Here is an 18,687-nt window from a genome sequence, read left to right as displayed (position 1 = left end):
GATTAGACTCAAAAGAGAATCGTAATCATCTAGCCCCGATTAAATTGGACAAAGTGTGACAGCTCAAGCCACCGGCACCAGCGCCACACGCCGTTCACGCAGTAGATGAAACGCCACAAACGCCATCACCGCAAAACCCGCCTGGATCATGATCATCGGTAAGGCACTGCCGTCGCGCAGTTGGCTCAGCAGCAGGCCACTGCAGGTGGCGCCGAACATCTGCGCAAAGCCCATCAGGCCTGCCGCCAACCCGGCGCGGTGCGCGTTGGGCATCACCCCGCCCGTGACCGCGCCGGGCAACACCAGCCCGCCGCCGAGCGTCGCCAGGGCAATGGGAATATCCAACCCCAACACCGACAAGCCGAACAGCCCGTAAATCACCGCCGCCAATACCCCGCCGAGGGCTACCAGCGTCACCCCCATCGCCACAATCCGCTGCGCCCCCAGGCGCAGGATATTGCGCCGGGTGTAGGTGGACCCGACGATCAGCATCGAGACGATCACGCCAAAATCGATGCCGTACTCCAGGCTGCTCAAGCCGAGCAGGTTGATAAACACCGCAGATGATCCGGCAATCACCGCGAACATCGCACCGTAAGTGCACGCCAACGCCACGGCGAATGCGCGGTATGGGCGGCCCTTGAGCAAATCCAGGTACTGCCCGCCGAGGGTGCGCCAGTGGCCGGCCTTGGGGTCGAGGTAAGGGTTGCTTTCGCGAAAGAACAGCAGCACCAGCAGCAACACCACACTGCCGATCACCAGCGCCAGTAGGATCGGCGCACGCCAGCCCACCACGTTGATCAGCAGTCCGCCGACCATTGGCGCGACGACGATCGCGTAGAGCATGCCGATCATCGTCAGCGCCAGGGCCGGACCCGCTTCGACCTTCCACACATCGCGCACCACCGTGCGCGCCAACACCAGCGCCGCACAGGCGCCGAGGCCTTGCAGCACGCGGGCGGCGATAAATTGATGCATGTCGCTGACCAGCAGCATCGACATAGTCGCCATCACATACAGCACTAACCCGCCGATCAATACCGGACGCCGGCCGATGCGATCCGACAATGGCCCAAACAGTAATTGCCCCAGTCCAAACGCTGCGACAAAGGCAGACAGCGCCATCAGTGCCGACCCCGGCGGCGCCACCAGCGCCTGCTCAATGGCGCCGAGGCCGGGGATGATTAATTGGGTCGAGACTTCGCCGAGTGCCGTTAAGGCCACCAGTAGCAACAGCAAGCTTCGCGACGGAACCGGGGCATTCGACATGGGGATTATCCGGGGCTGGCTTAATTTATATTTCGACCATAATATGCGTAAAAAATTATGTCCATAATTTTTTGCCCACTGGTCAGCCCCTGGAGCCCGACATGAACCCTCTTCCCCTGCGTCTTTTCTCGCCCCTGGCTTTGCTGATGATCCTCAGCGGCTGTAACAGTCAGGCCGACACCGCCGCCCAAGCGCCCCAACCGCGCCCGGTACTCGTCGCCAAGGTCGAAGCTGCCGGCACGCAACAAAGCGCCTACACCGGTGTGGTCGCGGCGCGTACGGAAAGCGACTTGGGCTTTCGCGTCAGTGGCAAGGTGATCGAGCGCAAGGTCGATCCCGGCCAGCATGTCTCTCGTGGCGACACCTTATTGGTACTGGATATCGGCGACTTCGAATTGGCCCTGCGCTCGGCCAAGAACCGCGTGAATGCCGCCCAGGCACAACTGCGTCAGCGCCGCGATGATGCCAACCGCTATGAACGTCTGGCGAGTACCGGTGCTGTGTCGCGGCAGATCTTCGACCAATCGGCGACCAACCTGCGCGTCGCCGAAGCGGAATTGGCCTCGGCCCAATCCGACGCCAGCCAAATCGAGAACCGCCGCACTTACTCAGTGCTCAAGGCCGACGGCGACGGCATCATCACCGACGTACGCGTCGACCGCGGCCAGGTGGTCGCCGAAGGGCAGATCGTCGCGCGTCTGGCCCGTGATGGCGCCCGCGAAGCCATCGTTAACCTGCCGGAAAACCAGCGCGACCTGGCCTCGCAAAAAGCTCTGGCCTTCCCGTTCGGCGCCCCTGACCAGGCGGTAACGGCCACGCTGCGCGAACTCTCCGCCAGTGCCGATCCCGTCACTCGTACGTACCGCGCGCGCTATGTGCTGCACGGCGCCGTCGACCGCTTCGCCCTCGGCTCAACCATCACCGTGCGCCTTCAAGGTAACGGCCAGATGCAACAGACCCGCGTGCCCATTGGTGCGCTGCACGATACAGGGCAAGGCACCGGAGTGTGGGTGGTCGGCGCCGATAACACAGTCGCCTTTGCCCCCGTCAACGTCGCCAGCCTCGGCCAGGAAGATGCCCTGCTCAACAGCGGCGTGAACCCGGACACCGTCATCGTCGCCCTCGGCGCCCACCTGCTGCACAGCGGGGATGCGGTGCGCCTGCTGCCCGCCCAGGCGCTGGCCCTCAACCGCAAACAGGACCAATGAGCATGCGCGGCATCAACCTCTCTGAACTAGCGGTCAAGCACCGTGCGGTCACGTTGTTCCTGATCATTGCGATCCTTGCCGCCGGCATTTTCTCGTTCGGCAAACTGGGGCGAGCCGAAGACCCATCCTTCACCGTCAAGGTGATGACCATCACGGCCGCCTGGCCCGGCGCCACTGCCCAGGAAATGCAGGAGCAAGTCGCCGACCGCCTGGAAAAACGCCTGCAGGAGTTGGATTACTACGACCGCGTCGAGACCATCGCCCAGCCAGGTTTTGTGTCGATGCGCATGACATTCCTCGAATCCACCCGCCCCGGCGAGATTCAGGACTTGTTCTACCAGACCCGCAAAAAGCTCAGCGATGAAGCGTCGAGGCTGCCCAAGGGAGTGATCGGGCCGTTTTTCAACGATGAATATTCCGATGTGTACTTTGCGCTGTACGCCCTGGAGGCCGAACACCTGCCCCATCGCCAGCAGGTGCAAATGGCTGAAGAGCTGCGCCAGGGTTTCCTCAATCTGCCGGGGGTGAAGAAGGTCAATATCCTCGGCGAGCAGGCCCAGCGGATTTTCGTCGAGTTTTCCTATGAGCGCCTCGCGACCCTGGGCATCAAGCCCGACCAGATCTTCGCCGCCCTCGCTGCGCAAAACGCTGTGGCGCCGTCGGGCTTTGTGGAAACCGCCGGTGCCCGCGCCTATATCCGTATCGACGGTGCCTTCGACAGCCTGGCGCTGATTGAAAACGTGCCCCTGGAAGTCAACGGCCGACTGCTGCGCATTGCCGATGTGGCGACCGTCAGCCGAGGTTATGAAGACCCGCCCAGCTACCGTATCCGCCATCAGGGCGACCCGGCGCTGATGCTCGGTGTGATCATGGAGAAACACTGGAACGGCCTGGAACTGGACAAGCGCCTCAAGGACCAGGAAGCCCGGATCCAGGCAGACCTGCCACTGGGCGTGAACTTCGCCAAGGTCTCCGACCAGGCGAAAAACATCAGCCTGGCGGTGAATGAATTCATGCTGAAATTCTTCGTCGCCCTGGCAGTGGTGATGATCATCAGCCTGTTGGCCTTGGGCTTTCGCGTGGGCCTGGTGGTGGCGGCGGCGGTGCCACTGACGTTGTCCGTGGTGTTCGTGATCATGCTGGTCACTGGGCGTGAGTTCGACCGCATCACCCTCGGCGCGCTGATTATCTCCCTCGGCCTGCTGGTGGACGACGCGATCATCGCCATCGAGATGATGGTGGTGAAACTGGAAGAAGGGTTTGACCGCATCCACGCCGCCACTTACGCCTGGAGCTCCACCGCGGCGCCGATGCTGACCGGCACACTGGTGACCATCATCGGCTTTCTGCCGGTAGGATTTGCGCGCTCGGGCGCCGGGGAATACGCCGGCAATATCTTCTGGATCGTCGGCTTCGCGCTGATTTCATCGTGGCTGGTGGCGGTGGTGTTCACCCCGTACCTGGGCGTCAAGCTATTGCCGAACATCAAACCGGTGCCCGGTGGCCACGACGCCATCTATGCCGAGCGCTACTACCAGAAACTGCGTGCGGTAGTAGAGCTGTGCGTGCGCAGGCGCTGGTTGGTGACCGGGCTGGTGGTGACGGCGTTTGTGCTGTGCGGGCTGGGCATGGGGGTGGTGAAGAAGCAGTTCTTCCCCAACTCCGACCGATCCGAGCTGATTCTGGAGGTGTACATGCCGCCCGGTAGCGCCTTCAAAAGCACTGAGGCAGTCGCGGCGCAACTGGAAAAAGCACTGATGCAAGAACCCCAGACGAGCATGGTCGACACCTACGTGGGCGGCGGCGCGCCACGGTTTTTCCTGTCGCTGAACCCTGAATTGCCCGATCCGGCCTTCGCCAAACTGATCGTGCAGACCCCTGACTCCCACGCACGCGATGCCCTCAAACTGCGCATGCGTGAGCGTATCGCGGCAGGCGAATTCCCTGCGGCGCGGGTGCGCGTCACGCAATTGCTGTTCGGTCCACCGGTGCCCTTCCCGGTGGTATTCCGTGTGTCCGGCCCGAATCTGGAAGTGCTGCGCGGCTTGTCAGAAGACGTGCGCAAAGTCGTCGCCGCTAACCCGTTGACCAAGGACGCCTTCCTCGATTGGGGCGAGCGCACCAGCGGTTATCGCCTGGTACTCGATCAAGACCGCCTGCGCCTGCTGGGCTTCACGCCCAACGAGGTCAAGTCCCAGCTCAACGCCCTGCTCAGCGGCAACCCTATCACCGAGGTGCGTGAAGGCAACCGCACCGTGTCCGTGGTGGCCCGCGCCCAGGGCAACCAACGCGAGAACCTCGGCAACCTTAACAACATGACCCTGACCAACAGTGCCGGCACCTCAGTGCCGCTGGCCCAGGTCGGGCATTTCCAAGCGGTGATGGAAGAGCCGATCCTCAAGCGCCGTAACCGAGCGACCACCGTGGAAGTGCGCGCCGACATCATCGACGGCGTGCAACCGCCCGACGTCGAAATGGCCGTCTACAAAGACCTGCAACCGCTGATCGCCAAGCTGCCAGCCGGCTATCAACTCAACATCGGCGGACCGGTGGAAGAAAGCGCCAAGGCCAACGTCGCCCTGGCCGCACTGTTTCCGATCATGATCCTGCTGACCCTCACAGTGATCATGTTCCAGGTGCGCTCCTTCGGCGTGATGTTCATGGTCTTCGCCACCGCGCCCTTGGGCTTGATCGGGGCTGTGCCGACGCTGCTGCTGTTCAATCAGCCGTTCGGGTTCAACGCGATATTGGGGCTGATCGGCATTGGCGGCATTCTGATGCGCAACACATTGATCTTCACCGACCAGATTCGCCAGAACCAGGAACACGGCATGGCGATTCGCGAAGCCATCGTCGAAGCCACGGTGCGACGTGCCAGGCCCGTGATCTTGACCGCACTGGCCGCGGCGCTGGCGTTCATTCCGCTGACGTTGTCGGTGTTCTGGTCATCCCTGGCCTACGTGCTGATCGGCGGAGTGCTGGTGGGCACCGTGTTGACGCTGCTGTTTTTACCGGCGCTATGCAGTTTGGTGCTGGGGCGGCAGAAGATAAAAGCTGTCGAAACTTCCCACGCAAGCGCCGGATAAGCGCTACTCCCCGCTGCGGAAAACGCCTGCAAAGTCCCTCGCCTGAATACACAGTGAGAGGGATTGCAGATGGTTTTTTTCGTTAAGGCCCTGATTATTGCGACGGCTCCTCCAAGGGATACACACTATTGAACCCCCAGAGGGAACACCCATGAAGTCACGTGAAATAACCATTATCAATAACGGTATACGTGAATGCGCAGTCGTCGAATACGCGGGAGGAAAGCCAACGCTTAGTCTATTGCTGAGTAATGGCGAACGGAAAACGTACACCGCATTAGACCTGTTCGAGAGCTTTGGCTTATTGAGAGCAGACTTGAAAGATATTAGATTTTTGTGCAAAGGCGCAAAAATCAATGTTCACACGTCTGGAATGTCTTCACAGATGTCGAATGGTCTTGTTGCCTACGAGCTGACTATGGGAAACCCTGATGGTGAACTCACCAGTATTTTTGCTTATGAGGAAAGCGACCTCACCAACGATATTCAGGAGCAACGCGATTTCTGCCAGCGCTGGTCCGAGTCAATTAAAGACTAAAAGCCCCCAAGCCCTGTGGTGAGCAGGCTTGCCCTGCGCAGGGCAAGCCTGCTCACCACAGGGGTTCACTCATTAAAATGAACTCTTTGCGTGGCAGTCCGAGCTTGAGGGAGGTGGTTACTTCAGTTCCGGGATCAGATTATTCGCGCAAACCCGTATCAGGTTTTTCTCGATCTACTCAAGCAAAAAAAATTCGCTGCCCATCATAAAATATGACCCTGAAGACATTTCGGACGTAACACCTTTTAAGTACGGCGGACGTTATTTAGGGCATTCAGTGCCTAACCCAAACAGGAAATAAAATGGACGCGCAAGTGATAAAGGTAGTCATCGGCGAGCAGAAATTGGAGGTCACGGTAAGATACGACCTCGACAAACGGGTAATGACATTTTCTGAAGCCGATAACTTTAATAAGGTTTACCGTGAAAAAGACATTTATGCTTGCTTTGCTAAAGTCAGAACCGATTTCCCTCATATCGTATTTCTCTGCAAGGGCGCAAAGATAAACGTTATGCCATCGAGGATGGCGTCTCAAATGAGTGCCGGGCTTGTCGCCTATGAAATGACACTGGGCAAACAGGCATCTCGTGAAGACATCGTTCATATATTCGACTATGAGGAAAACAATCTTACGAACAACCCAAAAGAGCAAATCGATTTTTTTAAAATGTGGTTGGCGTCCTTAAATTCGCAAGACTATGAAAAATTCAACTGAGCGTTTTTCCATCTGGCCACTCACATTTCAGGTATCGCAGCCACTCTCTGGTGAGCAGGGGTTCACCGATCAAAATGAACCCCGTACCGGGTCAAATCACCGCTTCGCCAACTCCATAATCATCCGACTCAACAAGTAAACCCGAGGCGCCACGCTCTCCACCTCCGCGTACTCGTCCGCCGTATGGATATTGCCTCCCACAATCCCAAACCCATCCAACGTCGGCGTCCCTACCCCGGCTGACAAACTCGCGTCCGCTGCGCCGCCGCTGCCCTCAATCGTCAGCTTCTTACCCAACTCCCCATAAATCCCTTGGGCAATCGCTACCAACTTGTCCGACTCCGCCGTCTGCGGCATCGGCGGCAGGCCGCGTTTGAGGGTGGTGGTCACTTCGGTTTCCGGGATCAGTTTGTTCGCGGAAACCCGCACCAGGTCTTTCTCGATCCGATCAAACTCTTCCGGCAATGCTGCGCGGACATCTGCCTTGGCGGTGGCTTGGTCAGGAATCACGTTGGTGCGGTCGCCAGACTTGATTACGGTGAAGTTGATGGTGGTTTTCTTTTCTTCATCACCGAGCTTGCCCAGTTGCAGGATCTGGTGCGCGGCTTCCATGGCGGCGTTGCGGCCCAGTTCAGGGGCGACGCCGGCGTGGGCGGCTTTACCTTTGACTTCGACCACCGCGGTGGCGCTGCCTTTGCGCCACACCACCAGGCCGTCGGCGGGGCGGCCGGGTTCCAGGTTCAGCGTGACGTCGTGGGCCTTGGCGGTGTTGCGAATCAGCTCGGAGGCGATGTCGGAGCCGGTTTCTTCGCTGGCGTCGAGGAGGAAGGTGATGCGCTCGTAGTCTTTGAAGCCCTGATTCTTCAGGACTTTGAGCGCGTAGATGCCGGCGACGATGCCGCCCTTGTCATCCATCACGCCGGGGCCATAGGCGCGACCGTCTTTGATATGAAACGGGCGCTCGGCCGCGGAGCCTTCCTTGAACACGGTGTCCATGTGGGCCATCAGCAGAATCTTCGCTTTGCCGGTGCCTTTGAGGGTCGCGATCACATGGCTACTGTTGGCGGCGGCATCCGGTATGCGTTCGATGTTGAAGCCCAACTGCTTCAACTCATCCACGGCAATGTCGCTGACCTGGGTCAGGCCCGGTCCGTAGCCGGAGCCCGAGTCGATATTCACCAGGCGCTCCAGCAGTTTCAGGGCCTCGGCCTTGTACTGTTCGGCATCCGCCTGGATCTGTTTGTGGGGTTCGGCGCTGTAGGCCGGAAGTGCGAAGGACAAGGCCAGCGTGGCGGCCAGGAGGGTACGGGGGAAGGCGAAGCGCATAGACCGATCCTTGTTTTTTGTTGAGGTGCAGCCACCCTACCCCACTAAACGGAGCGCAACCAACTCCCATGCACCGCGCTGACACGGTTGCGCCCGCTGCTCTTGGCTTCATACAGGGCCTGGTCGGCATCGTTGAGCCAGCCGGTGGAGTCGACATGTTCCGGTTGATACCGCGACAGGCCGATGCTCAAGCTGGCACGCAGAGTTGGGTCCTGGGCGTACGCCAAGGCATTGAAGCGGTCACGCAAGGCATCCATCACTTCGGTGGCATGGTTGAGCGGCATTCCCGGCAGGATCACGCAGAACTCATCGCCGCCATAGCGCCCGGCCAGATCGGTGGCGCGCAGGTTCTGGCGCAGTATTTTGCTGAGTTGGCGCAGGACGATATCGCCCGTGACGTGGCCGTAAGTGTCGTTAATGGTCTTGAAGTGGTCGATGTCGATCAACGCAATCGCGGCGCCCTGCTGCTCGCGACGGCAGCGTTGGAACTCGATCTCCAGATGATCTTTCCAAGCGCCGTGGTTGAGCAGACCGGTCAGGCTGTCGGTGCGACTCAGGGCGAGTAATTCACGTTTGTGCTGGGACAGATTCACGGCCTGGCGGTAGCAGATCCAGCCAAGCGCCAGGGGATAGAGCATCAGAATCGGCAAGCATGCATAGACTTGAGCTTGGGTGGTCGTGGCTACAAAGGCCGGCGCGAAGATCAGCAACGAGGTGCCGATGCCAAGCGCTTGCGCCACCCACCCCGCCAACATAAGGCGCGGGCCGCCGAGGGCGACGTTGTTCATGGTCATCATCGACAGCGTGGTTATGCTGGGCAGTGGGTTGAAGTGCATGGCCCCAACCCAGAACCCGCCGCAGAACGAATCGAACAACACGTTGCGGTGTTCACTGCGCAGCATGTTGGCGGTTCGTAGAGACAGTCGGTACGCCAGATGGGGCCAGACGACGGCGTTAATCAGCATCCACGCCCATACCCACGCAGAGGGGTTAAGTGGATACATGCCAAACACCACACACACTAAACCGAGCGTCAGCCCCAACGTGCGGGATTTATACAAGCGGGTAGCAAGCGGAAGTCCCTTTCCTCCGGCGGCTGGCATGGTTGGGTGTCATCCTGGATGAATGCCTGGAGTCTATCAGGGCGCCAGTAATTCGCCACTACCACTCATAAGCTCATTCCACGGCGCAAATGCACGAGCCAAAGCGCTTAGTGAGAAAAGCCCCGGGCCAGCATCAACGCCACACCCAGCAGCAACACCGCCGTGACCCGCTGCAACAACACGCGGCGCTTGGGGTTTTCCAAGACGTGCTTGATGCGTTGGCCGAAGTAGCAATACAGACAGCCACTGGCAAATTGCAGCATCAGGAACGTCGCGCCGAGTATCGCGATATCCGCCGCCGAACTGTGCTCCCCTGCCCCGGCAAACTGCGGGAACACAGCGCTGAACATGATGATGGTCTTGGGGTTGGAAAACCCGGTCAGCAGCCCTTTGCCGAACAGGCTGCGTGAGCCCTCCACGGCGCCGGCCTTGCCGATCGCCACACCGCTGCTGGTCCACTGCTTGTAGGCCAGGTAGAGAATGTAGGCCACACCGACAAACTGGATGGTCTGGGTAATGGCAAGGTTGCCCTTGATCAGCTCCGAGAAGCCCACGGCAAAGATCAGGATCGAAATCAGGTAAGACACGCTGGCGCCGATCTGCGCCGGGATCGAGCTGCGCAAACCGTCCTTCAAGCCCAGGCTCAGCAGCAACAGGGTCATGGGGCCAGGGCTGAAAGTCATGGTGGCGCAGAACAGCAGGAAATAGAGAAACGAAGACAGCGTTAACGCAGTGGTCATGGGCCAGGGCCTTGAGTAGGTAGAAACGAAAGCCGTGGGACGGGCACACCGGCGCCCGCCCCGGTATCCATCAGGCGACAGCGATCTCGGTGGTCAGGGATTCGCGGTACATCACCGCCAGCTCACCAAGGGCGGCCTTTGCGGTCTGGTTGCGGGTTTCGAAGGCCACCAGGCCTTTCCAGTTGGTTTCGACAATGGCCTGCACCACGTCGGCGTAATCGCAGTTGCCGTCATGAATACCAAAGTGCTGGTCCTGCACACCATTGTTATTGCTGAAGGAAATGCCCTTGATCAGGTGGTGATACTTACGCACCACCTCGGCCGGCAGACCGTTTTCGATATTGGCGTGGCCCGCATCGAGGAAGAAGTACACGTTGGGGTGGGCCTGCAGACGCTCGAACACAAAGGCGTATTCCGCTTCATGGGTGAAGATGTAGTGGAACGGCCGGTAATTGACGTAGTTCGACAGGTTCTCAAGGTAGATGTCCACGCCCTTGGACTCGGCGTAACGCGCCAGTTCCTGGACCGACTTGAGGTAGTGCTCCAGGGCGACTTTCTTGGCCATCAGCACCATTTTCGGTTCGACGATGCAGCCACCGTGGATGATCAGCGGCGCGCCCAGGCGGCTGGCAATATCAACTTCTTTCTTCACGTATTCGACGGCCGCCACGCGAAAGGCGTCCACATCACTGCCCAGCGGCGCCTTGAAGTTGCCGTGGTACACCGGTTTCACACCAGTGGCCGCGATCTGCTCCTGCAGGCTGGCGATGCGCTCATCGGTCCAGTCATCGACCATTTCGCCGAACAGGCTGCCATCGATATACCAGTGGGTGCACCCGCCTTCGATGGCAGTGTCCAGGCCCTTCTCGGCGGCCAGGTATTTCTGGTGGGCCACACCGGTACAGAACGGCACGGCGGCGTTAATCAGTTTGCTTTCCATGAAGCGATTCCTTTCGTGATGGAGCGTTACAGTTCAATGGCCATGAAATCGGCCTTGGTCACGCCGCAATCCGGGCATGTCCAGTCTTCCGGCACCTCTTCCCAAGGGGTACCGGCCGGGATTCCGTCTTCAGGAATGCCCAATTCTTCTACGTACATAAATCCGCAGGGCGCACACATATAAGTCTTCATGAGAATGCGAAATCCATGGTTCGCTGGTAGGAAAGTTCGCCAATTCCGGGCGAGATGGCGCGCAGTCTAGGGGAGCGGCATTGCACAAGGCAGGTGAAGTGATGCCTAATCCGGCCTAACTTCACCGGTAAAATCACCAGCAAACACAAGGAAGGTTTATGTTTGTATCCGCCATCGCCTTTGTGGACGGCACGCCGAAGGTGCAGCAGATCGTCGAGGCGTTCAGCCAAGCCATCGAAAACGGCGAATGGGCGCCCGGCAGCAAATTACCGTCGGTGCGCGAACTGACCCAGACCCTGGGCGTCAGCAAGTTCACCCTCAATGAAGCTCTGGACCGCCTGCGCGGGCGCCACCTGCTCACCTCCAGCCAGGGCCGTGGCTACTTCGTGGCGATGGACAGCGCGCGCCCGGCCTCGGTGGCGTGGGTCGACCTGCTGCCCCAGGACCTGCTTAGCGTCTTGCGTCGCCCGTTGGTCACCGCAAGCGGCGAACTGCGCCCTGGCGGGGGCCACCTGCCGGAAGAATGGCTGGACGCCGACGCTATCCGCCAGGCCATGCGCAGCGTGGTGCGCGCGCCGTCGCTGCGCATCGCCGGGCTGGGCACACCGGCCGGACTACTGCCCTTGCGCCAGGCCCTGCAACAGAAGCTGCACGGCGAAGGTTTGTCGGTGCCGGTGGAGCAGATCATCACCACCCCCAACACCGTGCAGGGCCTGGACATGCTGATGCGCCTGCTCGCCCGTCCCGGCGACACGGTGCTGCTCGACGCGCCGTGCTACTTCAACTTTCACGCCAACCTGGCGTTGCATGGGGTCAAGGTGGTGACGATCCAGCGCCGTCCCGATGGTTTCGATTTCGTCGCCCTCGAACAGCTATTGGCCGAACACCGTCCCAGCCTGTACCTGACCACCAGCGTGCTGCATAACCCGACAGGTCACTCCTTCAGTCCCAGCCAGGCGTTTCGGCTGTTGCAACTGACCCAGCAGTATCACTGCCATATCGTCGAGGATGACCTCTACGGCGACCTGCACCCCAACCCGCCACCGCGCCTGGCTGCCGTCGCCGGCCTGGAGCAAGTCACCTATCTGTCGGGGTTCTCGAAGATTCTGAGCGCCAACACCCGCGTCAGTTTTGTGGTGGCCGCACCGCAACTGGCGGCCAATTTGACCAATATGAAGTTAATGAGCGGCGGCGTGACTTCGGAGCTGTTCGAGCAGATCGTCTACCGCATGCTCAGCGAAGGCAGCTACGCCAAGCACCGCAAGCGCATGGTCCAGCGCTTGATGGAAGCCGGTGGCCGCGTCGAGCAATGGCTCAAGCGTTGCGGGTGTGAATTGCCGATGGCGTATGAAGGCGGGATGTTTATCTGGGCGCGGCTGCCGCCGGGGGTCAACGGCGAGCTGTTGGCTCAGGAGGCCTTGAAACGCAGCATGGTGCTGGCGCCGGGCGCGCTGTTTGGCTACGACCCGGCCCATCGCGATTCGATGCGTTTCAACGTGGCCCACAGCGATGAGCCACGGGTGCAACGGGTGTTTGAAGCGCTGTTGCGCCAGAGTATCGGGCAGGATCACGCCCCTGCCTGAATCAACCTACGATATCGCCGCGTTGCAGTTTGCCCTCCACGACAAGGACAAAGTTCGCCTCACCAGGCTTGCCGGTAATCTGTAACGCGCTCATTTCCAGAACCGGGTCATACACAAGCTTTGCCTCACCGACGGCGCCGGAAAATTCGCTGACAAAGCTCAGCGCTGACTTGCCCAGCGCTGCCGTAAGGCCAGACACATCGACCCGGTCTTCGCCACTGACAAAGTCCATGATCCGGTCGAGGGCGACCTCAGTAGACTCACGGGTATGCCCATAGACGAATACGTCCTTGCCCTTTTCTCCCCACAGTATGTCGGCCCCTTCTGCTCCGTATAATCGGTCGTCGCCCTCGCCGCCTTTCAGCGTGTTGGCAACTTCATTGCCCACCAACAAGTCATTGCCGCCACCGCTGATGACGTTCTCAAGGGTTGTCCCGTACGCGATAGCGATATTGCCCTTGAGGCCGCCCACATCGGAGAAGGTCCCTTCTTTCAAGCTGATTTGCTGATCTTGCCTGTAGCCGGAGAAGTCCAGCGTATCAACACCACCGCCATCCCAAATGGCAGCCACCATCTTGTCTTCAGGGGCATGAACACTCAGGAAGTCTCGATCCGAATTGGCGTTGAAACCATAGGTAGTGTCATTTTTGCGGGTGTCACGGTTGGCACCGTATTTCTTCTGGTAAGCGCTGATATCGTCCAGTTGCGGCGCCGACGACATGAAGCCGCGGTGGTGCATGTACGTACTGCGCTCGCCTCTGTAGCTCATGACGGTATGGCTACGAGAGTCCTCTGAGGAATCGACCTGCCCTGGCTTCAACCCGGCGGCACCGTACGCCCCTGGATGGCTAAGGCCCATAGCGTGTCCCAGCTCATGAACAACGGTGCGCCGACCGGAATTGCCAAGGGCCGCGTTGGCCACCGCAGACTGGGTTTTTGTGTTCACAAACCAGACATCACCACTGTTTTTATTGCCGGGATAAGGCAAAAAAGCATGGTTGGTGTAGGAATAGGGACGGCCATTGCGATCGATCATATGGCCGTAATTGCCGATCGTGATATGCCCCTCGCTGCTGGGACTTCTCGCCCCTTGGGTAAACCTGACGTTGGCGACATCCTCGATAGATTGCAGGCTGAGCCGGGTCTGTTGCCGCTGGTGCTCGCCAATCGGAGTAAACCCGACTCTGCCGAACCGTCGTGTATCGGTGCCGGCAGGCGGGACACGAAACTCGTAGGTCACATCGGTACGACCGTCACCATTCTTGTCCGGCCAACCAGGGCTCTGTCGCCAGAGCTGTTGGGTGGCGTCCTCCGACGACTTGGACGGCAATCCGTTGTGCTCGATGCCCTCACCGCGTTTATCGCGCTGCAGGAAGTGTTGGAGGTTCTGGAAGGTAGTGCTGGTGTAGGGGGAAATAGTCGTCATGCTCATACTCTGATCAGGCGAGGAAGGTCCCCGGATCATCAGCATTGCGCCTGAGCTGCGATGTCAGGCTTGTGCGCAACAACCAAGCGTTCGCGCTGATAACAGCCTTGCAATCGACGCTCCAGACGGTAGGAAATAATCACCGCCCCGCGCGTCCCTTGAGCATGCAGTGATTGACCCGCACGACGCTGGCGTGCGGCACACCCTACCCGGCGCAGCACCTCTATCGGCGATGGGCCAATGACCGCACGCAACGATCCCCCAGGCTCTGCACGCCCTGCACCAACACCACCAGCACAATCACCGTGACTACCATGATCTGGTTGTTGAAGCGCTGGTAACCGTAGCGGATAGCGAGGTCGCCCAAGCCGCCACCGCCGATCACCCCGGCCATGGACGAAAAACCGATCAGCATCACCAGTGTCAAGGTCACTCCGGCCACCAGTGCCGGCAAGGCTTCGGGCAACAGGACCTTGAGGATCACATGGCGAATATCACCGCCCATGGCCACGATGGCTTCGATACGACCCTTGTCCACTTCATCCAGGGCGGTTTCGACAATGCGCGCAAAGAACGGAAACGCGCCAATGGTGATCGGCACCACGGCGGCGGTGCTGCCCAGGGTGGTGCCGACGATCAGGCGCGTCAGTGGGATCAGCGCGATCAACATCACCACGAAGGGCAATGAGCGCCCCAGGTTGATCACCCCGCCCAATACCCGGTTGAGGCGCGGCAACGGTAACAAGCCATCGCGTCGGCTGATAAACAGCAACACGCCCAGGGGCAGGCCGATCAAGAGAGTGAATAGCCCGGCCAGCAGCACCATATAGAGGGTTTCGCCGGTGGCGTTGAGCAGCAACTGCAGGATGTCGTTCCAATCGGTTTTCATACGGCCCTCACCACTTGCGGGCTCGGCGTCAGCGAGCGGCCCAGGCGCGAGGATGGGTCGGCCTGCAACTGCAGCAGCGTGCCACTTTCCACCACGCGGCCATCCGCCAGGGACACCGCGCTGTCACAGATCGCCTTGACCACGTCCAGTTCGTGGGTGATCAGCACGATGGTCACGCCGAGCTGTCGGTTGATGTCGCGCAACAGCTCAAGAATCGAGGTGGTGGTTTCCGGGTCGAGGGCGCTGGTGGCCTCATCCGACAGCAGATACGCCGGCCGCGCCGCCAATGCACGGGCAATGCCCACGCGCTGCTTCTGTCCGCCAGACAACTGTGACGGAAACGCCTGGGCCTTGTCGCTCAACCCCACCAACGCCAGCAGCTCTGCAACTCGCGCCGCACGTTCGACCTTGGGCACATTGGCGATTTCCAGCGGCACCGCGACGTTATCCGCCACGTTGCGCGAATGCAGCAGGTTGAAGCCTTGGAAGATCATGCCGATGCGTTGGCGTTGCTGGCGCAGTTGCTTGTCGTTCAGCAGGGTCAGGTCCTGGCCATCCAGCAGGATGCGCCCGGATGTGGGCCGTTCGAGCAGATTCAGGCAGCGCAGCAAGGTGCTTTTACCTGCGCCACTGCGCCCCACAATGCCAAAAATCGCGCCGTCGGCGATCTGCAACGACACGTTATCCAGCGCCGCTGGCTGGCCGTCGGCGTAGGTTTTGCTGACGCCCTCGACAACGATCATTCGACGGCCACCGGAATCACCGAACCGGCGTATTTCTCAGTAATGAACTTGGCCACCGCTGGCGAACGCAGATCGTTGGCCAGTTGTTGGATGCGCGGGTCTTGCAGCAGCTTCGGTGTGGTCACCAGGATATTGGCGTAGGGGTTGCCCTTGGCCTGCTCCAGGCCCAGTGCATCCTTGGCCGGTTCCAAGCCAGCTTCGAGGGCGAAGTTGCCATTGATCACAGCCAGGTCTACATCGTCCAGAGCGCGAGGAATCTGCGGCGATTCGATTTCCAGAATCTTCAAATGCTTGGGGTTTTCGGCAATGTCCTTAGGTGTAGCCTGGTCCTTGGAAGCGTCGTTGAAACCGGGCTTGAGCTTGATCAAGCCATTGGCTTGCAGCAAGTACAGGGCACGGCTGAGGTTGGTGACATTGTTCGGCACAGCGACGGTGCCTTTGTCCGGCACTTGAGCGAAGCGGGTATGGCGGCGGGAATAGATGCCCAGTGGCTCGATATGCACGGTGGCGGCCACCGCGAACTTCTGGCCCAGGGCCTGCTCCTGGGAATTGAGGTACGGCAAGTGCTGGAAGTAATTGGCGTCCACATCGCCATGGGCCAGCAATTCGTTGGAATTCACGCCGCTGGGGATTTCGATGATCTTCAGGTTCAGGCTCGGGTCGAGCTTCTGCACGTATTCAAGGATCTGTGCATGGGGAATCGGGTCAGCGGCCACGCGCAATGCATCAGCGGCCGACACACTGAATGAGGCCAGCAACGCCGCCAGGGTAAGGGTGGTGGTTTTCAACATGGATGATCTCCTGATCAGGCGGACAGTGCGTGGGGTAACGTGGCGTCGGCGTAGAAGCGTTGGGCGACATCGGGGTGGGAGCGCAGGCGGCCCTTGAGGTAATTCCAGCCCACGTCACGCAGTAATGGGTTGCGCGGATCGCTCTCCGGGCCATGGGCGTCGCGCAACAGTTCGGGCGTCAGTTGGTACACCGGCACCACCGCGTCCAGTTGCGCACCTAGGAAAAACGCCAGGGACAAGCGCTCGCTGCCCACCGGCGGCGACACCACCCGGTGCACGGTGGCGCGCAGGTAACCGTTACTGGCCAGTTCAAGCAGCTCGCCGATGTTCACTACGAGGGTGTCGGGGCGCGGCGCGGCATCGATCCAACGGCCCTCTTCCACTTCCACCTGCAAACCGGCCTGCTGGTCTTGCAGCAGAAAGCTGAGGAAACCCGAGTCCTTGTGTGCGCCCACGCCTTGGCGACTTTGCTGGGCGTGGCGGCCGGGGTAGCGGATCAGCTTGATGTGCTCGTTGGGTTTGTCGCCATACAACGCGTCGAAAGCGTTTTCCGGCAGGGACAAGGCCTGGGCGAAGGCGCGCAGCAGGCGCAGGGCCATTTGTGTCATCGCCTGTTGCCAGCCCAGTACCAGCGGTTTGAGTTGGGGTAACGCGGTCGGCCATTGGTTGGGGCCTTGCAGGCGTGCCCAGGCGGCCGGGTATTGATCCACCGCCAACGGCTCTCGTTCTGCGCCGACGTCGAACTGTTCACGCAGGTCCGGCTGGCCACGGGTGATCTCGGACGCCGCGCGGTTGTAACCGCGAAAATGCGGCGAATTGAGCATGCCCACCGCCAGCTTGTCGGCCTCGGGCAAGGCAAAAAATGCGCGCGCCTGCTGCTGCACCTCGGCCAGCAGCGACGGGTCGATGCCGTGGCCGGTGAGGTAGAAAAATCCGATATGCCGCGCTGCCAGGCGCAGCTCATCGAGAAACTGCTGGCGCTGCTGCGGGCTGCCGTCGAGTTGCGACAGGTCCAACAGCGGCAAAGTGGTGATTGACTGCACGTGGGCCATCGGCGGCTCGCTCCTTGAACAGAATCCGTTAGAAGCATCCAAGCTAAACGATCTTAAAAACCTCCAATAAATATCTTTTTGGAATTAGCTTAGGCGCGCCGTAGAGCCTTCCCGCGGCCCATGGCCCCTGCGACAGTCAAGCCATTGTTGTTCGTTGACCAACCTTGTTACACACCATATAGTGTGCCCACAAACAGAACAGACCACTACATAGTGTGCAGTATCGGTATTTACCGACCACACTATGCGCACTATTTCAATGCCTAGTAGCCTGCAAATCGCATATTTTTTGGACGGCTTTACAGGCCGTCAAAACAGAACAGAAGGGAGTATTTCAATGCTGAGTTGGGATGAAGTCGACAACGAAGACACCGGTGCAGCGGTGATCAAGGGCGCCAACGCCGGCCACGCCAGTGAAGCCAACATGGACCGCCTCGACGGTGCCGGCGCCGCTGCCGCGCTGGAAGCACGCCATGTGACTGCCAACGACTCCGCCGCCATCGTGCGCGCCAAGGCTGCCCTGGACAAACTCGACGTCGCCGAAGGCCTCGCCGAACTCGAAGGCGCCTCCGCCCGCGTCGCCGTTGACGAAAAACGCATGATCAACTGCCGCGCCGACCTCAACCAACTCGTGCCCTTCAAGTACGACTGGGCCTGGCAGAAGTACCTCGACGGCTGCGCCAACCACTGGATGCCGCAAGAGGTCAACATGACCGCCGACATCGCCCTGTGGAAAAACCCCGAAGGCCTGACCGACGACGAACGCCGCATCGTCATGCGCAACCTGGGCTTCTTCTCCACCGCCGACTCCCTGGTTGCCAACAACCTGGTGCTCGCCGTGTACCGCCTGATCACCAACCCTGAGTGCCGCCAGTACATCCTGCGCCAGGCCTTCGAAGAAGCGATCCACACCCACGCCTACCAGTACTGCATCGAATCGCTGGCCATGGATGAAGGCGAGATCTTCAACATGTACCACGAGATCCCATCGGTCGCCAAAAAGGCAGCCTGGGGCCTGAAGTACACCCGTTCGATCTCCGATCCGAAGTTCGAAACCGGCACCGTTGAGACCGACAAAGAACTGCT

Annotated in this window: 17 protein-coding genes; 6 read left to right on the top strand and 11 right to left on the bottom strand. The window is 60.0% G+C overall.

Annotation, left to right across the window (positions count from 1 at the left end; translation table 11 throughout):
- Window positions 1-63: 63 nt before the first annotated feature.
- Window positions 64-1,269 carry an MFS transporter gene (locus AOA61_RS23555; RefSeq protein WP_099602824.1) on the bottom strand — a complete coding sequence of 402 codons (1,206 nt, stop codon included), beginning with the start codon at window positions 1,267-1,269 and terminating at the stop codon, window positions 64-66.
- A 101-nt stretch (window positions 1,270-1,370) separates the two neighbouring features.
- Between AOA61_RS23555 and AOA61_RS23550 the strand changes: the two genes are divergently transcribed.
- The 4 genes from AOA61_RS23550 (at window position 1,371) to AOA61_RS23535 (ending at window position 6,817) form a co-directional block, all read left to right on the top strand.
- Complete coding sequence (locus AOA61_RS23550) at window positions 1,371-2,477, top strand: efflux RND transporter periplasmic adaptor subunit (protein WP_099602823.1); 1,107 nt, start codon at window positions 1,371-1,373, stop codon at window positions 2,475-2,477.
- Window positions 2,478-2,479: 2 nt separating this feature from the next.
- The gene (locus AOA61_RS23545; protein ID WP_099602822.1) at window positions 2,480-5,563 is read left to right on the top strand and encodes an efflux RND transporter permease subunit; all 3,084 of its coding nucleotides are present in this window, start codon (window positions 2,480-2,482) and stop codon (window positions 5,561-5,563) included.
- A 151-nt stretch (window positions 5,564-5,714) separates the two neighbouring features.
- Window positions 5,715-6,101, top strand: a complete 387-nt coding sequence (locus AOA61_RS23540; RefSeq protein ID WP_099602821.1) for a hypothetical protein — start codon at window positions 5,715-5,717, stop codon at window positions 6,099-6,101.
- 302 nt (window positions 6,102-6,403) lie between these two features.
- Window positions 6,404-6,817, top strand: a complete 414-nt coding sequence (locus AOA61_RS23535; RefSeq protein WP_099602820.1) for a hypothetical protein — start codon at window positions 6,404-6,406, stop codon at window positions 6,815-6,817.
- Window positions 6,818-6,913: 96 nt separating this feature from the next.
- On the opposite strand, the gene AOA61_RS23530 is transcribed toward AOA61_RS23535, so the two are convergent.
- From AOA61_RS23530 to AOA61_RS23510, 5 genes are all read right to left on the bottom strand, one after another.
- A complete protein-coding gene (locus AOA61_RS23530) occupies window positions 6,914-8,143 on the bottom strand; it encodes a M20/M25/M40 family metallo-hydrolase (protein WP_032891104.1) in 1,230 nt (409 codons plus the stop codon).
- A gap of 44 nt (window positions 8,144-8,187) precedes the next feature.
- Window positions 8,188-9,246 (bottom strand): diguanylate cyclase, encoded by a 1,059-nt coding sequence (locus AOA61_RS23525; RefSeq protein ID WP_099602819.1) that lies wholly within the window; start codon window positions 9,244-9,246, stop codon window positions 8,188-8,190.
- Window positions 9,247-9,353: 107 nt separating this feature from the next.
- The gene (locus tag AOA61_RS23520) at window positions 9,354-9,986 is read right to left on the bottom strand and encodes a LysE family translocator (protein ID WP_032891099.1); all 633 of its coding nucleotides are present in this window, start codon (window positions 9,984-9,986) and stop codon (window positions 9,354-9,356) included.
- Window positions 9,987-10,056: 70 nt separating this feature from the next.
- On the bottom strand, window positions 10,057-10,926 hold the full coding sequence (locus tag AOA61_RS23515) for a sugar phosphate isomerase/epimerase (RefSeq protein ID WP_095185844.1): 870 nt from the start codon (window positions 10,924-10,926) through the stop codon (window positions 10,057-10,059).
- 26 nt (window positions 10,927-10,952) lie between these two features.
- Window positions 10,953-11,117, bottom strand: a complete 165-nt coding sequence (locus tag AOA61_RS23510) for a rubredoxin (protein ID WP_016968943.1) — start codon at window positions 11,115-11,117, stop codon at window positions 10,953-10,955.
- 158 nt (window positions 11,118-11,275) lie between these two features.
- On the opposite strand from AOA61_RS23510, the gene AOA61_RS23505 reads away from it, so the two are divergent.
- Window positions 11,276-12,700 carry a PLP-dependent aminotransferase family protein gene (locus AOA61_RS23505; RefSeq protein ID WP_095185845.1) on the top strand — a complete coding sequence of 475 codons (1,425 nt, stop codon included), beginning with the start codon at window positions 11,276-11,278 and terminating at the stop codon, window positions 12,698-12,700.
- A gap of 1 nt (window position 12,701) precedes the next feature.
- Here the strand turns inward: AOA61_RS23505 and AOA61_RS23500 are convergent, their stop codons facing one another.
- From AOA61_RS23500 to AOA61_RS23480, 5 genes are all read right to left on the bottom strand, one after another.
- On the bottom strand, window positions 12,702-14,126 hold the full coding sequence (locus AOA61_RS23500) for a M10 family metallopeptidase C-terminal domain-containing protein (RefSeq protein WP_099602859.1): 1,425 nt from the start codon (window positions 14,124-14,126) through the stop codon (window positions 12,702-12,704).
- Between the two features lie 223 nt (window positions 14,127-14,349).
- Complete coding sequence (locus AOA61_RS23495; protein WP_032891095.1) at window positions 14,350-15,015, bottom strand: methionine ABC transporter permease; 666 nt, start codon at window positions 15,013-15,015, stop codon at window positions 14,350-14,352.
- On the bottom strand, window positions 15,012-15,758 hold the full coding sequence (locus AOA61_RS23490; RefSeq protein ID WP_099602818.1) for a methionine ABC transporter ATP-binding protein: 747 nt from the start codon (window positions 15,756-15,758) through the stop codon (window positions 15,012-15,014). The genes AOA61_RS23495 and AOA61_RS23490 overlap by 4 nt, the downstream gene beginning before the upstream one ends.
- Window positions 15,755-16,549 (bottom strand): MetQ/NlpA family ABC transporter substrate-binding protein, encoded by a 795-nt coding sequence (locus tag AOA61_RS23485; RefSeq protein WP_099602817.1) that lies wholly within the window; start codon window positions 16,547-16,549, stop codon window positions 15,755-15,757. Before AOA61_RS23485 ends, AOA61_RS23490 begins: the two co-directional genes overlap by 4 nt.
- 14 nt (window positions 16,550-16,563) lie before the next feature.
- Complete coding sequence (locus AOA61_RS23480) at window positions 16,564-17,601, bottom strand: isopenicillin N synthase family oxygenase (RefSeq protein WP_095185848.1); 1,038 nt, start codon at window positions 17,599-17,601, stop codon at window positions 16,564-16,566.
- Window positions 17,602-17,938: 337 nt separating this feature from the next.
- Here AOA61_RS23480 and AOA61_RS23475 point away from each other — a divergent pair.
- Window positions 17,939-18,687, top strand: a 749-nt coding sequence (locus AOA61_RS23475; RefSeq protein ID WP_143521242.1) for a ribonucleotide-diphosphate reductase subunit beta, incomplete at its 3' end; no start/stop codon positions are given.

It is taken from the genome of Pseudomonas sp. 2995-1 (assembly GCF_002742505.1).
GTDB lineage: Bacteria > Pseudomonadota > Gammaproteobacteria > Pseudomonadales > Pseudomonadaceae > Aquipseudomonas > Aquipseudomonas sivasensis.
Note: the sequence above shows the minus strand (reverse complement) of the source record. Positions and strands in the feature narration are given on the sequence as shown.

What these genes read in the sequence shown, in the direction of transcription:
- AOA61_RS23555 (WP_099602824.1), bottom strand. Translation starts at nt 1,269, where the DNA reads ATGTCGAATGCCCCGGTTCCGTCGCGAAGCTTGCTGTTGCTACTGGTG.
- AOA61_RS23550 (WP_099602823.1), top strand. Translation starts at nt 1,371, where the DNA reads ATGAACCCTCTTCCCCTGCGTCTTTTCTCGCCCCTGGCTTTGCTGATG.
- AOA61_RS23545 (WP_099602822.1), top strand. Translation starts at nt 2,480, where the DNA reads ATGCGCGGCATCAACCTCTCTGAACTAGCGGTCAAGCACCGTGCGGTC.
- AOA61_RS23540 (WP_099602821.1), top strand. Translation starts at nt 5,715, where the DNA reads ATGAAGTCACGTGAAATAACCATTATCAATAACGGTATACGTGAATGC.
- AOA61_RS23535 (WP_099602820.1), top strand. Translation starts at nt 6,404, where the DNA reads ATGGACGCGCAAGTGATAAAGGTAGTCATCGGCGAGCAGAAATTGGAG.
- AOA61_RS23530 (WP_032891104.1), bottom strand. Translation starts at nt 8,143, where the DNA reads ATGCGCTTCGCCTTCCCCCGTACCCTCCTGGCCGCCACGCTGGCCTTG.
- AOA61_RS23525 (WP_099602819.1), bottom strand. Translation starts at nt 9,246, where the DNA reads ATGCCAGCCGCCGGAGGAAAGGGACTTCCGCTTGCTACCCGCTTGTAT.
- AOA61_RS23520 (WP_032891099.1), bottom strand. Translation starts at nt 9,986, where the DNA reads ATGACCACTGCGTTAACGCTGTCTTCGTTTCTCTATTTCCTGCTGTTC.
- AOA61_RS23515 (WP_095185844.1), bottom strand. Translation starts at nt 10,926, where the DNA reads ATGGAAAGCAAACTGATTAACGCCGCCGTGCCGTTCTGTACCGGTGTG.
- AOA61_RS23510 (WP_016968943.1), bottom strand. Translation starts at nt 11,117, where the DNA reads ATGAAGACTTATATGTGTGCGCCCTGCGGATTTATGTACGTAGAAGAA.
- AOA61_RS23505 (WP_095185845.1), top strand. Translation starts at nt 11,276, where the DNA reads ATGTTTGTATCCGCCATCGCCTTTGTGGACGGCACGCCGAAGGTGCAG.
- AOA61_RS23500 (WP_099602859.1), bottom strand. Translation starts at nt 14,126, where the DNA reads ATGACGACTATTTCCCCCTACACCAGCACTACCTTCCAGAACCTCCAA.
- AOA61_RS23495 (WP_032891095.1), bottom strand. Translation starts at nt 15,015, where the DNA reads ATGAAAACCGATTGGAACGACATCCTGCAGTTGCTGCTCAACGCCACC.
- AOA61_RS23490 (WP_099602818.1), bottom strand. Translation starts at nt 15,758, where the DNA reads ATGATCGTTGTCGAGGGCGTCAGCAAAACCTACGCCGACGGCCAGCCA.
- AOA61_RS23485 (WP_099602817.1), bottom strand. Translation starts at nt 16,549, where the DNA reads ATGTTGAAAACCACCACCCTTACCCTGGCGGCGTTGCTGGCCTCATTC.
- AOA61_RS23480 (WP_095185848.1), bottom strand. Translation starts at nt 17,601, where the DNA reads ATGGCCCACGTGCAGTCAATCACCACTTTGCCGCTGTTGGACCTGTCG.